This is a genomic window from Limnohabitans sp. 103DPR2, from assembly GCF_001412575.1.
In the GTDB taxonomy this organism is placed as follows: domain Bacteria; phylum Pseudomonadota; class Gammaproteobacteria; order Burkholderiales; family Burkholderiaceae_C; genus Limnohabitans_A.
The window spans coordinates 2,649,795-2,663,362 of sequence record NZ_CP011834.1; the positions used below are offsets into that span (position 1 = coordinate 2,649,795).

General features: G+C 54.5%; 13 protein-coding genes. 8 read left to right on the forward strand and 5 right to left on the reverse strand.

Annotated features, from left to right (window positions below):
* Window positions 1-39: 39 nt before the first annotated feature.
* The 3 genes from L103DPR2_RS12800 to L103DPR2_RS12810 are packed head-to-tail and all read right to left on the reverse strand — an operon-like array spanning window position 40 to window position 3,312.
* Complete coding sequence (locus L103DPR2_RS12800; RefSeq protein WP_055361423.1) at window positions 40-1,032, reverse strand: ABC transporter substrate-binding protein; 993 nt, start codon at window positions 1,030-1,032, stop codon at window positions 40-42.
* A gap of 12 nt (window positions 1,033-1,044) precedes the next feature.
* Window positions 1,045-2,022 carry a Bug family tripartite tricarboxylate transporter substrate binding protein gene (locus L103DPR2_RS12805; protein WP_055361424.1) on the reverse strand — a complete coding sequence of 326 codons (978 nt, stop codon included), beginning with the start codon at window positions 2,020-2,022 and terminating at the stop codon, window positions 1,045-1,047.
* Between the two features lie 24 nt (window positions 2,023-2,046).
* Window positions 2,047-3,312, reverse strand: coding sequence for a Rieske 2Fe-2S domain-containing protein (locus L103DPR2_RS12810; RefSeq protein WP_055361425.1), 1,266 nt, complete (start codon window positions 3,310-3,312; stop codon window positions 2,047-2,049).
* 158 nt (window positions 3,313-3,470) lie between these two features.
* Here L103DPR2_RS12810 and L103DPR2_RS12815 point away from each other — a divergent pair, with 158 nt between their 5' ends.
* The 3 genes from L103DPR2_RS12815 to L103DPR2_RS12825 are packed head-to-tail and all read left to right on the forward strand — an operon-like array spanning window position 3,471 to window position 6,173.
* Window positions 3,471-4,454, forward strand: coding sequence for a PDR/VanB family oxidoreductase (locus L103DPR2_RS12815; RefSeq protein WP_055361426.1), 984 nt, complete (start codon window positions 3,471-3,473; stop codon window positions 4,452-4,454).
* A 2-nt stretch (window positions 4,455-4,456) separates the two neighbouring features.
* Window positions 4,457-5,671, forward strand: a complete 1,215-nt coding sequence (locus tag L103DPR2_RS12820) for a Gfo/Idh/MocA family protein (protein WP_055361427.1) — start codon at window positions 4,457-4,459, stop codon at window positions 5,669-5,671.
* Complete coding sequence (locus L103DPR2_RS12825) at window positions 5,661-6,173, forward strand: MarR family winged helix-turn-helix transcriptional regulator (RefSeq protein WP_055361428.1); 513 nt, start codon at window positions 5,661-5,663, stop codon at window positions 6,171-6,173. Before L103DPR2_RS12820 ends, L103DPR2_RS12825 begins: the two co-directional genes overlap by 11 nt.
* On the opposite strand, the gene ychF is transcribed toward L103DPR2_RS12825, so the two are convergent.
* On the reverse strand, window positions 6,170-7,261 hold the full coding sequence (gene ychF, locus L103DPR2_RS12830; protein WP_055361429.1) for a redox-regulated ATPase YchF: 1,092 nt from the start codon (window positions 7,259-7,261) through the stop codon (window positions 6,170-6,172). The genes L103DPR2_RS12825 and ychF overlap by 4 nt on opposite strands.
* A gap of 68 nt (window positions 7,262-7,329) precedes the next feature.
* On the opposite strand from ychF, the gene L103DPR2_RS12835 reads away from it, so the two are divergent.
* Genes L103DPR2_RS12835 through L103DPR2_RS12855 form a run of 5 tightly spaced genes read left to right on the forward strand, consistent with a single transcriptional unit; the run spans window position 7,330 to window position 12,242 of the window.
* On the forward strand, window positions 7,330-8,076 hold the full coding sequence (locus L103DPR2_RS12835) for a nucleotidyltransferase family protein (RefSeq protein ID WP_055361430.1): 747 nt from the start codon (window positions 7,330-7,332) through the stop codon (window positions 8,074-8,076).
* 21 nt (window positions 8,077-8,097) lie between these two features.
* Window positions 8,098-9,264: an FAD-dependent monooxygenase gene (locus L103DPR2_RS12840; RefSeq protein ID WP_055361431.1), complete on the forward strand. Its 1,167-nt coding sequence runs from the start codon at window positions 8,098-8,100 to the stop codon at window positions 9,262-9,264.
* Window positions 9,265-9,307: 43 nt separating this feature from the next.
* Entirely contained in the window at window positions 9,308-10,021 is a 714-nt protein-coding gene (locus L103DPR2_RS12845; protein WP_055361432.1) for a DsbC family protein, read from the forward strand.
* Window positions 10,018-10,467: a DUF3429 domain-containing protein gene (locus L103DPR2_RS12850; protein WP_055361433.1), complete on the forward strand. Its 450-nt coding sequence runs from the start codon at window positions 10,018-10,020 to the stop codon at window positions 10,465-10,467. The genes L103DPR2_RS12845 and L103DPR2_RS12850 overlap by 4 nt, the downstream gene beginning before the upstream one ends.
* On the forward strand, window positions 10,467-12,242 hold the full coding sequence (locus tag L103DPR2_RS12855; RefSeq protein ID WP_231717644.1) for a M61 family metallopeptidase: 1,776 nt from the start codon (window positions 10,467-10,469) through the stop codon (window positions 12,240-12,242). The genes L103DPR2_RS12850 and L103DPR2_RS12855 overlap by 1 nt, the downstream gene beginning before the upstream one ends.
* 3 nt (window positions 12,243-12,245) lie before the next feature.
* Here L103DPR2_RS12855 and paaK read toward each other — a convergent pair whose 3' ends face one another.
* On the reverse strand, window positions 12,246-13,550 hold the full coding sequence (gene paaK / locus L103DPR2_RS12860) for a phenylacetate--CoA ligase PaaK (protein ID WP_055361434.1): 1,305 nt from the start codon (window positions 13,548-13,550) through the stop codon (window positions 12,246-12,248).
* Between the last annotated feature and the right edge of the window lie 18 nt (window positions 13,551-13,568).

Below are 13,568 nucleotides of genomic sequence, written 5' to 3' on the forward strand. Positions count from 1 at the left end.
TGAATTTCGCGCGCGTGAACTCACGCAGCGCGAAGGGATTTAGATCTTGAAAGCTTCCAGCGATTCTGGTGCGAACAACTCTTGAGGGCTCAGTTTGCGCGGCGACAAACCTTGCTCTTGGTGATAGCGCGTGAAGGTTTCCAACACGTTCAGGTTGTTTTCCAAACCATACGACCACCAGTCATTGCCAAATTCACGGCGTGCATCTTCCACATGGGCGGTCAACCAAGGCAACATGGCCTTGAGCGCTGCTGTTTCGTACAAATCTTCGTACGTGCGGCGCTGCGCTTCAATGAAGGCTTTGGTCAGCGATTGCGCAATCCAACGATTGGCTTCATACACTTCACGGCGAATCACCACAGTGTGCATGATGGGGAAAATTTTGGTTTGACGGTAGTACGCGCGCTCAATGTCCACGTAGTTTTCAAACAAGCGCTTGACCTTGCCATCTCCCTTCAAGAACGACGAAGGCATGCGCGCGGTGTAGAGCGCATCGAGTTCACCGTCGTGCAGCATTTGCGACAAAGTTTGGTGTGGCTGAATAGGGTGCACTTGAATGTTAGGCGGCAGATTCAGCTTTTGCTTTTCAATGCGGCCCGTTTCTTCTTCGCCACCGAAAAGGTAAGGCTGCGCATCGACAGGCACACCATAGTGGTCTTGCAAAATACCGCGAATCCACACAGGTGCGGTCATTTGGTACTCGGGGCTGGCAATGCGTTTGCCGATCAAATCTTTGGGTTCGTTGATGCCCGAGTTGGCATTCACATAGATGCAAGAATGGCGGAAGAAGCGTGAGGGAAACACCGGAATCGCAATGAAAGGACGATCGGGTTTGTGCAAAGACACGCAATACGATGAGAGCGACATTTCGCAGACATCGAACTCTCGGAAACGTGCCATGCGGAAGAAGGTTTCCTCCACGGGCAGGTTGAGGTAGTTCAAATCGATGCCGTCGACTTGTACGCTGCCGTCCATGAGGGCGCGTGTGCGATCGTAGTTCCAGCAAGCAAAGCTGAGGGGGAGTTTTGCCATGATTGAGTTTCCTTATTCTGGTTTCAAGCCAGCCAAAGCGACTGCTTTGGCCAATCGTTCGTTTTCGGACTGAATGGCTTTGCCATAGTCAGCGGCTGTGCTGCCCACAGCATCAATGCCTGCGGTGCCCAAGGTGGTTAAGAGTTCGGGATGATTTTTCACCGCTGCAGCCTCTGCACTCAAACGTGCAATGGCGCCTGCTGGCGCATTGGCTGGCGCAAGCGCACCAATGATGACGGCGAAATCAAAACCGGGAATGATTTCAGAAATGCTGGGCACTTGCGGCATCAAAGATGAGCGCTGTCCTGCATTGCTGCCCAAAATTTTGACTTGGTTGGTTTTTGCAAACCCGGCCAAAGAAGGCAAGGCTGAAAACAAGCACTCAACCTGACCACCGACCAAGGCCGGCACCGATTGACCCGAGCCCCTGAATGGCACATGCCGGATGTCAATGCCCAAGGCCGCCTTCATGGCTTCCATGGTGAGGTGGTGGCTACTGCCAATGCCAGAAGAACCATAGTTGAGTTGATCGGGACGCGCTTTGACGTATTGCACAAATTCTTGCAAAGTGTTCACAGGCACTTTGGGATGCACAGCCAAATACAAGGGCGAGCGCGCTAGCAAAGTCACTGGTGCAAAGTCGCGTTTCAAATCATAGGCCAAGCTTTTGTAAATGAGGGGGTTGATGGAGAACATGGATCCATCAGTCACCAAAAAAGTGTGCCCATCATTGGGACTGCTGGCCAAAGCCTGCGCAGAGACCACGCCATTGCCACCTGGTTTGTTTTCAATCACAACCCCTTGGCCAATGCGCTCACCAATGCGCTGCGCAAACACGCGCGCAACGGTATCTGGCAAGCCACCAGGTGCATAAGGCACGATGAATTTGACGGCCTTGGTGAAATTAAATGTGCTTTGACTCCAAGCAGGCATTTGCATGCCGGCCAACCAAGGGGCGGCAGAAACTGCCAACAGATCGCGACGTTTCATAAATGTCTCCAAGCGTTCAACAGATCAGACGGGTTGGGCGTCAAACTCACGCCAGTCTGTGGTTTTAGGGATGATGGATTGATAGGCACAAACCTGCGCAGGAATGTGGTTCTCGCCGGTGCCAATGGGCGTTTCACCAGCCATGAAGCTGCGAACGGCCTGCAGCATTCTTTGCCTGAACTCCACGATGGCCAAGTCGGATGCGCCCAATCGATCGAACGTTCTGTCCACGATGGGGCCCATCGACACCCACATGGCCATGTCTTGATTGGGAATGCCTTGAATGCCTGTGAAATTGCCCGCTTTCATGGCGGCACGGTCTTGACCAAACCGGTTCTCGTGCGTGCGCTTGGGATGGTATTGCGGATCTAAATCGGGGCCCACTTGCGCATGCAAAAATGCACGCCAAGTTTCATGATCAGGCGTTGTATCGGGAGAGCCCCAAGCCATGAAGTGAAAGGCTGTGTGGTGATCGTCGATGGGCACATTCATGTTGGCCACGTTGTACTGATCATTGGGCGGAATGAGGGCGGAGGCTGGTGCCACAAACACGGTACTGCGAACATAGTCGTGGGTTTGCGCATCCTTGATCGGCCTGCGAATGGCGGCATACCTGAAGCCATAGGGCGTGCGCTCCACTTGCATGCGCGGCGATTTGTCGGTAGAAGGTCGCAGCCATTGGGTGTCGGTGGCCTTAGCGCCATCAACACGCGCAGGCACCATGTCGGAGGAATGCAAGCTGGAACTGTGCGCAGAATCAATTTGACCTTCCAAGATCTGCGCCCAATTGCAAGGAATGATGATCTTGGCCACAGCCAAACGCGACTCGGCATTGGGCGCCCAAGGGGGTGGCGTGAACTCGGGTTGGTGCTCGGGTGGCCCCATGTAAGCCCAAACAAAACCGCCCCACTCGTGTGTAGGATACGCGCGGTGTTTGACTTTTTCAACCAAGCCACTGCCCGCAGGCTCGGAAGACATGTCCACGACATTACCCGCCACATCCATCTTCCAGCCATGGTAGAGACAACGCAAGCCGCAGTCTTCGTTGCGGCCATAGACCAAGGAAGCTTTGCGGTGCGGACAATATTCGTCCATCACGCCCACGCGACCTTTGGTGTCTCTGAAGACCACCAAGTCTTCGCCCAAAATTCTGGCCTTGATGGGCGTGCCATCGGGTTCAGACACTTCTTCGATCAAACAAATGGCAATCCATTGACGGCGCATGAGTTGCCCCATGGGCGCTTGGCCTTCAACGCGGCACAGCAAGTCATTTTCTTCAGGGGTGATCATGGTTTGGGCATTCAGAGCGCAAGTTCAAGCTGTTTGACACTTGCGAAATTATTCTTAGGGCTCTAAGATAATGGAAAAACATGACCGATGTCAAGTTTTACATTTGACAGACCCTTTTCTTAACTGATCTTTGGCCAAGACTCACCACAGTACTCTCAATGACCCAAGCGATTGACCCAGAATTTTCTTCTTTGCTGGTGCAGCACAAAAGCCAAGTGGCCAAAGACATTTGGCACTTCAAATTGGCTCACCCTCAAGGCCAAGCATTGCCCTCCTTCAAAGCAGGCGCGCACATCACCGTGCAAACCCCCGCAGGTCAACGCCGCAATTACTCGCTTTGCAATGATCCAGCGGAAACAAGTTTTTGCGAGATCGCCATCAAGCTGGAAAGAAACGGACGGGGTGGCTCGCAAAGCATGGTGGACCAAGTTCAAGCTGGCGATTTACTCAGCGTCTCGTCACCCCGAAATGATTTTGAGTTGATCGACAACGCCAATGAGGTGATCTTCATTGCAGGTGGCATTGGTGTCACGCCCTTGTTGTCGATGGCCAGGCAAATGGCCAGAGTGAAGTCAGACAGTGGGCAGGGTCACTTTCGGTTTTATTACTGCGCACGCGACGCAGAAGGCGCCGCTTTCATGCCTGAGTTGCAGGCCTTGGAAAGCGCGGGGCAAGTCAGTTTTCACTTTGACGGCGGCAACCCCGACGCAGGCTTGGACTTTTGGCCACTGCTGGAAAAACCCAGTCAAGCTCACATTTACTGCTGCGGACCGCAGGGCTTGATGGATGCCGTGCGAGACATGAGCGGCCACTGGCCACAAGGCCGCGTGCATTTTGAAAGCTTTGGGGCCAGCGCTTCATCTCAAGCCGCCAACAGTCCCTTCAGCATTAAGTTATCGCAATCGCAAACAGTATTGCCCGTTGCCGAAACCGAAAGCATTTTGGAAGCGCTACGCAAAGCAGGCTTCCGCATCCCCAGTTCATGTGAAAGCGGTACCTGTGGCAGCTGCAAAACAAACTTGGTATCTGGCACTGTAGAACACCGCGACTTTGTGTTGAATGAAGCTGAAAAATCGACCCACATCATGGTCTGTGTGTCACGTGCCAGTTCACCCAACGACTTGATTGAAATTGACCTGTGAACATGGCAAGCGACAACATTTCAAGCATCAAAATAGGCGTTGCTGGCTTGGGCCGGGCCTTCACTTTGATGTTGCCTACATTCTTGCAAGACCCTCGTATTCAGCTGGTGGCAGCCACCGATCCGATTGCGGCAGCCCGAACGCAGTTTGAAAAAGATTTTCAGGCCATCACGGTCGACAGCGTTGAAGCTTTGTGTGCCTTGCCCGACGTCGAGGTGATCTACATTGCAACACCGCATCAATACCACGCTGCGCATGTTCAGATGGCCGCCCAACATGGCAAACATTGCTGGGTCGAAAAACCCATGGCCATTTCTTTAGAGGAATGCACCCGTATGATGGACGCCTGCCAGCAAGCCGGTGTGCAACTCATGGTAGGTCACAGCCACAGCTTCAATGCACCCGTGTTGCGCGCACGCGAGCTGATTGCATCAGGAGAGTTGGGGCAAGTTCGCATGATCACGGCCCTTAACTACACCGACTTTTTGTACCGTCCCAGACGTCCTGAAGAATTGAACACCGCATTGGGTGGCGGCGTGATCCACAGCCAAGCCGCCCATCAAATCGATGTGGTACGTTTGCTGGGTGGCGGCAAAGTGCGCAGTGTGCAAGCTTGCACTGGCCAATGGGATGCCACACGTCCCACCGAGGGTGCCTACAGTGCACTGCTGCAATTTGAAAACATGGCTTTTGCCACAGTCACCTACAACGGTTACGGCCACTTTGACAGCGATGTCTGGATGGACCATGTGGGCGAAATTGGTCAGCCCAAACCTGCCAACGAAAGCGCGCAGCGTTATGGCCAGGCGCGTCGCAGACTAGAAACAACCCATCACACGGACGAAGAATCAAGCCTCAAGGCCGCACGCAACTATGGCGGTCCTTTGTATGCGCCCGCAGCCATCACCAGCAATGCCTATCAACATTTCGGTCCTGTTGTGGTCAGCTGTGACAAAGGCGATATTCGTTTGACGCCCTTGGGGATGTGGGTCTATGGCCCAGACAAAGAATATTTCGAAGCATTGCCAGAACCGGCCTATCCGCGCAAAGAGGTTATTGACGAGCTGTTTCAAAACCTCCGAGGTTCGGGCGCATTGACGCACAGCGGTGCCTGGTCTCGCGCCAGCACCGAAGTTTGCTTGGGCATCTTGGAAGCTGCAACACATCAACACGCGGTACTGATGCACCACCAAGTGGGAGTGCAAGATGGCCACTAAGATTCCTGGAAACACCCAAAGTATTTTGAAACACTGGCACGAGTCCGTGCCAGATGATCGCCTGGCCCACTTGGTTCGTGATGCTGGCAGGGCCTTCAACAAACGACTGCAAGTGCGTTTGCAAAAATACAATGTGTCGTTTGGGCATTGGACATTTTTGCGAATTCTTTGGACTTCGGATGGCCTGACCCAAAAAGAACTCAGCGACTTAGCAGGTGTGATGGAGCCCACCACCTTCAGCGCCATCCAAGCCATGGAAGCCTTGGGTTATGTGGTGCGCAAACAAAAACCCGAGAATCGCAAAAACATGTACGTGCACCTCACGCCCAAAGGCAAAGCCTTGAAAAAAGCTTTGGTGCCCTTGGCCGTCGACGTCAATCACGTGGCAGTGCATGGCGTCAGCCAAGCCGAGCTCCTGACAACGCGCAAGGTGCTGTTGAAAGTGATCGAAAATTTAGCGCAAGAAGAAGCACAGATGGACGGACGTCCATCGGCGCCTTAACTGCTGAACAAAAAGTTCATCACGTCGCCATCTTTGACGACGTATTCCTTGCCCTCAGCGCGCATCTTGCCGGCATCTTTGGCGCCCTGCTCGCCTTTGTAGGCAATGAAGTCTTCGTAGGAAATGGTCTGCGCACGGATGTAGCCTTTTTCAAAATCCGTGTGAATCACACCTGCTGCTTGGGGTCCTGTGTCGCCCACATGAATGGTCCAAGCGCGCACTTCTTTCACGCCAGCGGTGAAATAGGTTTGCAAACCCAGCAAGGCATAGGCAGAGCGAATCAAGCGGTTCAGACCCGGCTCGGATTGGCCCAACTCTTCCAAGAACATCTGACGGTCTTCGTCCGACATTTCTGACATTTCGGCTTCGAGCTTGGCGCAAATGGCCACCACCGGTGCGTTTTGTGCCGCAGCGTAGGCTTTCAATTTGTCGAGCAAGGGGTTGTTTTCAAAACCGTCTTCGGCGACGTTGGCCACAAACATGGCGGGCTTGGCCGTGATCAAGAAGAATTGATTGAGCAATGGGCGTTCTTCTTTGCTGAACTCAATGGTGCGAACAGGCTTGCCTTCGTTCAGGGCGGCTTGGCATTTTTCCAAAATGGCCACCAACTTGATCGACTCTTTGTCGCCAGAACGCGCCGTTTTTTGCACGCGATGCAAACCTTTTTCCACCGCCGTCAAATCGGCCAAGCACAACTCAGTTTGAATGACTTCAATGTCGGAGATCGGATCCACACGGCCTGCCACGTGAATCACGTTGTCGTCTTCAAAGCAGCGCACCACATTGATGGTGGCGTCGGTTTCACGGATGTGCGCCAAGAATTTGTTGCCCAAGCCTTCGCCTGTGCTGGCACCGGCCACCAAGCCTGCAATGTCCACAAACTCCACAATGGCGGGCACGATGCGTTCGGGGGTAATGATGGCAGCCAACTCTTGCAAGCGCGGATCGGGCACCTCCACCACGCCGGTATTGGGCTCAATGGTGCAGAAAGGGTAGTTTTCGGCCGCAATGCCAGCTTTGGTCAAGGCGTTGAAAAGGGTGGACTTGCCAACGTTGGGCAAGCCCACAATGCCGCATTTGAGGCTCATGAGGGACTTTCTTGGATTCTTCGAACAATCCGTGATTTTAAAGGGTGCGCGTGGTCTAATTTCTGCCCATGACCCAAGCCCGCTTTGATTGCACCCTCCCCGCACCCTGCCCACGCCTTCGCGTGGTGGCCATTGTGTTGGCAGCAGGCACCGCGTCCCGCATGGGGGGACGACCCAAATGCCTGTTGCAACGCGACGGCCAAACGCTGCTCCAGCGCCTGCTAGAGCGCCTGGAGACGGCAGGCATTGACGAAACCGTGCTGGTTCTGGGCCACCACGCCGACGCTGTTCAAAAGGTACTGGACACCTCAACCCCTGCCCACACCTTTGGGCGTAAGACCCTCCACCGCGTGCTGAACCCCCAACCTACAGATGGTCAAAACAGCTCTTTGCACCTGGGTCTGGCCAAGGCACAAAGTTTGGCGCCCGATTGGTTGATGGTGGCACTTGCAGACCAACCCCTGCTTGAGACGCAAGACCTTCAAGACTTGGTGGCCGCTGTGAAACACGCGCCCCCTGGCACGCAAATGCTCCAACCCCAGGTCGCAAAACCTGGCGAATCGGCACAACCGGGCAATCCTGTGATGTTGAGCAACGTGGTCATGACCGACCTCCTTCAAAAGGGCCAAAGCTTGGGCACCACAGATCTGTCCAAGCTGCCTGGTGGCAAGGAATGGCGGCAACGCAACCCTGCCCAGTTTCATCCTTGGACCACAGCCAATGTGCATTACCGAGTTGACATGGATACGCCCGACGACTTGGCGACATTGCAAAGGCAATACGGCATTCAACTGGTCTGGGGCCAAGGTCTTTGAGTGGCTTCTACAATTCACACCATGACGCACTCTTCCACCCCTTTTGACGTCTGCATTCGAGGCGCCGGCATTGTGGGCCGCAGCTTGGCCTTGCTGTTGGCGGCGCAGCAGTTGCGCGTGGCCTTGGTTCACAAGGGTGCCGGAGACCCTTCCGAGACGGGTCACAGTGATGTGCGCGCCTATTCCCTGAACACGGCGTCCAAGCAATTGCTGTCTGATCTGCGTTGCTGGCCCGAAGGCGATGCCTGTACCCCCATTTTGCAAATGCAGATTCAAGGCGATCAAGGCGGTGATTTGCGCTTTGATGCCGCAGCGCAAGGCGTTGAAGCCTTGAACTGGATGGTCGATGTGCCCGTGCTGGAAGCCAAATTGGCGCAAGCAGTGGCTTATCAAACCTACATTGAAGAGATGACCGAGCCTGCAATGGCCCCCCTCACCGTGATCTGCGAAGGACGCGCCAGCCAATCCCGTGCAGAGTTGGGCGTTAACTTTGAGATCAAGCATTACGCACAACACGCGCTGGCCTGCCGCATTCAAACCTCTGAAGCGCACCACCAAGTAGCGCGTCAGTGGTTTCAAACCACACATGGCCCCGAAATCTTGGCCCTCCTGCCCATTGGCGGTAAAAACAGCCATGCGTGGGCGGTGGTGTGGTCCCTCACGCCAGAGCGCGCACAAAATTTGTTGCACGCAGATGCCGCCGATTTTTGTGCGCAACTGGCATCTGCCTGCGAACCAGTGGCCGGCCCCGTTCAACTGACCAGCGAGCGCGCTGTGTGGCCCTTGCAGTTGGCCAAAGCTGAGCGATGGATTGGCGTGATGCCGCAAACCACAGCCACTTCAAAACTCCAAGCCTTTGCATTGGCAGGTGATGCGGCGCATGCCATTCACCCATTGGCTGGCCAAGGCTTGAATGTAGGCTTGGGCGACGTGGCCGAATTGGCCCGTGTGATTGAAACCAAAGAATTCTGGCGGCCCTTGAACGATCCCAAACTGCTGCGCCGTTACGAGCGCGCACGACAAGCCGAAGTCTTGGCCATGGGCTGGGTCACGGACGGTCTTCAAAGCTTGTTTGCCCAGCCTGCCTTGCCTCTGCAAAAACTTCGCAACTGGGGCATGTCGGGCTTCAACCAATTCAGTCCCCTGAAAAAATGGATGGCCCAACACGCCATGAAATCTGCATCTTGAAACATGTGCATTGACGACCTCTTCACCTTAGGAATTTGACCCCATGCGCTTGATTCAAGCTTTCACCGCCACATGCCTGCTCCTTTGCAACACCAGCCTTTGGGCACAAGACGCCAACTTGAAAAAAACCTTGGCCGAGCGTTTGCCGTCGCTGCCCAAAATTGAAGAGGTCAGCAAGACGCCCATGCCTGGCGTGTTTGAAATTCGTGTGCAGGGCAATGAGATTTTTTACACCGACGCCAAAGGCGATTTCCTGATTCAAGGCGCACTCATTGACACCAAGCAAAAGCGCAACCTGACCGAAGAGCGCAACGATAAACTCTCGGCCATTCCATTCGACAGCCTGCCGCTTAAGTATGCCTTCACACAAGTCAAGGGAAATGGCAAACGCAAACTGGTTGTCTTTGCCGACCCGAATTGCGGCTACTGCAAACGCTTTGAACGCGACCTGCAAAAAATCGACAACGTCACCATCTATCACATGATGTACCCCGTGTTGGGCGAAGACTCTAAAGTCAAATCGCGCAACATTGCCTGCGCCAAAGACCGCGCCAAAACATGGAATGACTGGATGCTGCAAGGCATCGCACCGCCTGCCGTCGCTTGTGACAACCACAACATTGACGCCATCGTCGAGTTTGGTAAGAAGAACCGCATCAACGGCACGCCCACACTTTTTGTGGCCGATGGCACGCGTGTGCCAGGCGCCATTGAAGCCGCTCAAATTGAATCTCTCTTGAATGGTGTCAAGCCATGAACCCCCACGCAGATCAAACCCGCAAGCACGTCAAACGCTTGGCCTATGCAGGCCTCATTCCCTTCGTGGGCATGGCCATGTTGTTGTGGCTGATCGATGCCGATCTGCACCCTTTTGTGGCCTTGGCATTGGCAGGCTACGGCGCCGCCATCGTGTCGTTTTTGGGGGGCATCCATTGGGGCATCGGCTTTCGCAATGTGGCGCGCATGCACAACGCCCCCTTGTTTAATTTTGGCTGGGGTGTGGTGCCTTCTTTGCTGGCTTGGATTGCCATCACCATGCCGGCTTATGCGGGCCTGCCCTTGCTGGCCTTGATTTTGATCATTTGCTACACCGTCGATCGCAAAGCCTACCTTGAAGCGGGCTTGCAAGACTGGTTGCCAATGCGCTTGCACCTGACTGTTGTGGCCGCCTTGAGCTGCCTGATTGGCGCTGCCGCCACTTGATGAAGAAAACAATGCCTGCCATTCACTACACCGTTGACGCCAGTCAAACCCACAGCCACCTTTTTCAAATTTCATTGCACATTGCCAAGCCCGATTCGGGTCAGGTGATGTCACTGCCCGTGTGGATTCCTGGCAGCTACTTGGTGCGCGAGTTTTCTAAACACCTGCAAAACCTCAAAGCCAAACAAGCAGGCAAATCCGTCGGGGTGTTTCAAGACCATAAAAGCCAGTGGCACATCGATTGCAAAAATACCGCAGCCCTTGAATTGACCTACGAGGTCTATGCGTTTGACAATTCAGTGCGCACCGCATGGCTGGACACTCAACGCGGTTTCTTCAATGGCACCAGCCTGTGCTTGCGTGTCCATGGCCAAGAAGACGTGGCGCATGGTCTCACGCTGAAAGCACACAAAGGCTCAACGTGGTCTGTAGCCACAGGCTTGCAAAGCATCAAGGTCAACAAACAAGGTTTTGGCGAGTACCTTGCGTCTAATTACGACGAGTTGGTCGATTGTCCGTTTGAGATGGGCAACTTCTGGCGGGGCGAGTTCACAGCCTGCGGCATCCCCCACGAATTTGTCATTGCAGGGGCCATGGCTTCATTTGATGGCGCGCGCTTGTTGGCTGACACGCAAAAAATTTGCGAAACAGAAATCAAGTTTTGGCATGAGAAAAAACCTGCTGCCCATGCCCCCTACAAACGTTACGTCTTCATGCTCAATGCGGTTGAAGAGGGTTATGGCGGTCTAGAGCATCGCAACTCCACCGCCTTGATTTGCAATCGGCGCGATCTGCCTTCTTTGGACATGAAAAAAATGTCCGAAGGCTATGTCACTTTGTTGGGCCTCATCAGCCACGAGTATTTCCACACCTGGAATGTGAAACAACTGCGCCCCGCCGAGTTCAAGCGCTACGACTACACCCAAGAGAATTACACCGAATTGCTGTGGTTCTTTGAAGGCTTCACCAGCTACTACGACGACCTGCTGCTGCGCCGCGCCAAATTGATTGACGATGCGCAGTACTTCAAACTGCTCAACAAAACCATCAACCTGGTTTTGCAGGCACCAGGGCGGCAGGTACAAAGTGTGGCGCAAGCCAGTTTTGACGCGTGGGTGAAGTACTACCGCCAAGACGAAAACACACCCAACGCCACCATCAGCTACTACACCAAGGGTGCATTGGTGGCTTTGTGCATTGACCTCACCCTGCGCGCCGAAGGCACGTCTAATTTGGACAACGTGATGCGCGGCTTGTGGGTGCGCTGCAAAGGGGGCCCCTTGCGTGAAGCAGATTTGTTGGCCGAGTTGGAAATGCAAACCGGCAGAAGCTGGAAGAAGGAACTCAAAGCTTGGGTGCACAGCACGCAAGAGTTGCCACTCAAAACTTTGCTGTCCTCGCACGGTGTGGTAGTTCACGAAGATGCGCCACAAATGGCACAGCGCTTGGGCCTGCGTGTACTCGAGGCACAAGGCGTGGTGCAAGTCAAAGCGGTGCTGCGTGGCGGCGCTGCAGAAAAAGCAGGCATGGCCGCTGGCGATGAATGGTGGGCCGTGGCCAGTGCCAAAGCCAAGTCACAAACTTGGCGCTTGAAAAAACTGGAAGACTTGTCGCTGCTGCTGGGCAATGAGAAAAAAGCCGTGGCCACCATCACGCGTGATCAAAAGGTGTTTGCACTGGCGCTGACATTGCCCAGCGATGTGCACACTTGGCGCTTAAGCCAAACAAGTACTTCGCTCAACGCCCGCACCAGCGCTTGGCTGGACGGGGCTTAGGATTTATTTGCCACGCAAGTCAAGCACGCGCTTGGCTTTGCCTTGGCTTCGCTCTACGCCACCTTCGGCGCGCAAATCAATTTCCACGCTAGAGCCGATGTAGACCTTGATCTCGTGCTGCAACATCTTGGCAGCTGCACGCGCTTCAATGCTGTCAGGCTGCATGCCGGGGCGTGTTTCTACGGCCACCTTCAAGTTGTCCATCGGACCTTCGCGCGTCAGCACGCACTGGTAATGCGGCGCCAGCTCCGGGCGCTTCAAAATGAGTTCTTCAATTTGCGAGGGGAACACATTGACACCGCGAATGATCATCATGTCATCGCTACGGCCTGTGATCTTTTCCATACGGCGCATGGTGCGTGCTGTGCCAGGCAACAGACGGGTTAAGTCGCGGGTGCGATAACGAATGATGGGCAAAGCCTCTTTGGTCAAACTGGTGAACACCAACTCGCCCATTTCGCCATCGGCCACAGGCTCGCCTGTTTCGGGGTTGATGATTTCAGGGTAGAAGTGGTCTTCCCAAATAGTGGGGCCATCTTTGGTTTCGATGCATTCGCTGGCCACGCCAGGGCCCATCACCTCTGACAAACCATAAATGTCCACTGCATCAATGCCCATGCGCTGTTCAATGGCCGCTCTCATGTCATTGGTCCAAGGCTCGGCGCCAAAAATACCAATACGCAATGAGCTGCTTCGGGGGTCAATGCCCTGACGCTCAAATTCGTCGGCAATGGCCAGCATGTAGCTGGGCGTGACCATGATGATGTCGGGTTTGAAATCTTGAATCAGCTGAACTTGGCGCTCGGTTTGACCGCCGCCAAATGGCACAACGGTCAGGCCCAATTTTTCTGCACCGTAGTGCGCACCCAAACCCCCAGTGAACAAACCATAGCCATAACTCACATGGACCATGTCGCCAGGTTTGGCGCCACCTGCACGAATGCTTCGCGCAACCACGGTGGCCCAAGTGTCAATGTCGCGCTGGGTGTAGCCGACCACTGTGGGCTTGCCTGTGGTGCCGCTAGAAGCATGAATGCGTGAGCAGCCGGAACGCGGTACCGCAAACATGCCGTAGGGGTAACTGTCGCGCAAATCGGCTTTGGTGGTGAAGGGGAATTTGGCCAAGTCGGCCAAGGATTGGCAATCACTGGGGTGAACGCCCGCCTTGTCAAACTTGGCCTTGTAAACGGGCGAGTTGTCGTAGGCGTGTTGCAGCGTGGCTTTGAGCCGCTTGAGCTGCAAAGAACGCAGCTCATCAACGCTGGCTTTTTCAATTGGCTCTAGGGGCAATGGGGAGGCTTTGCTCATCTCTGTATTTCCTACTTG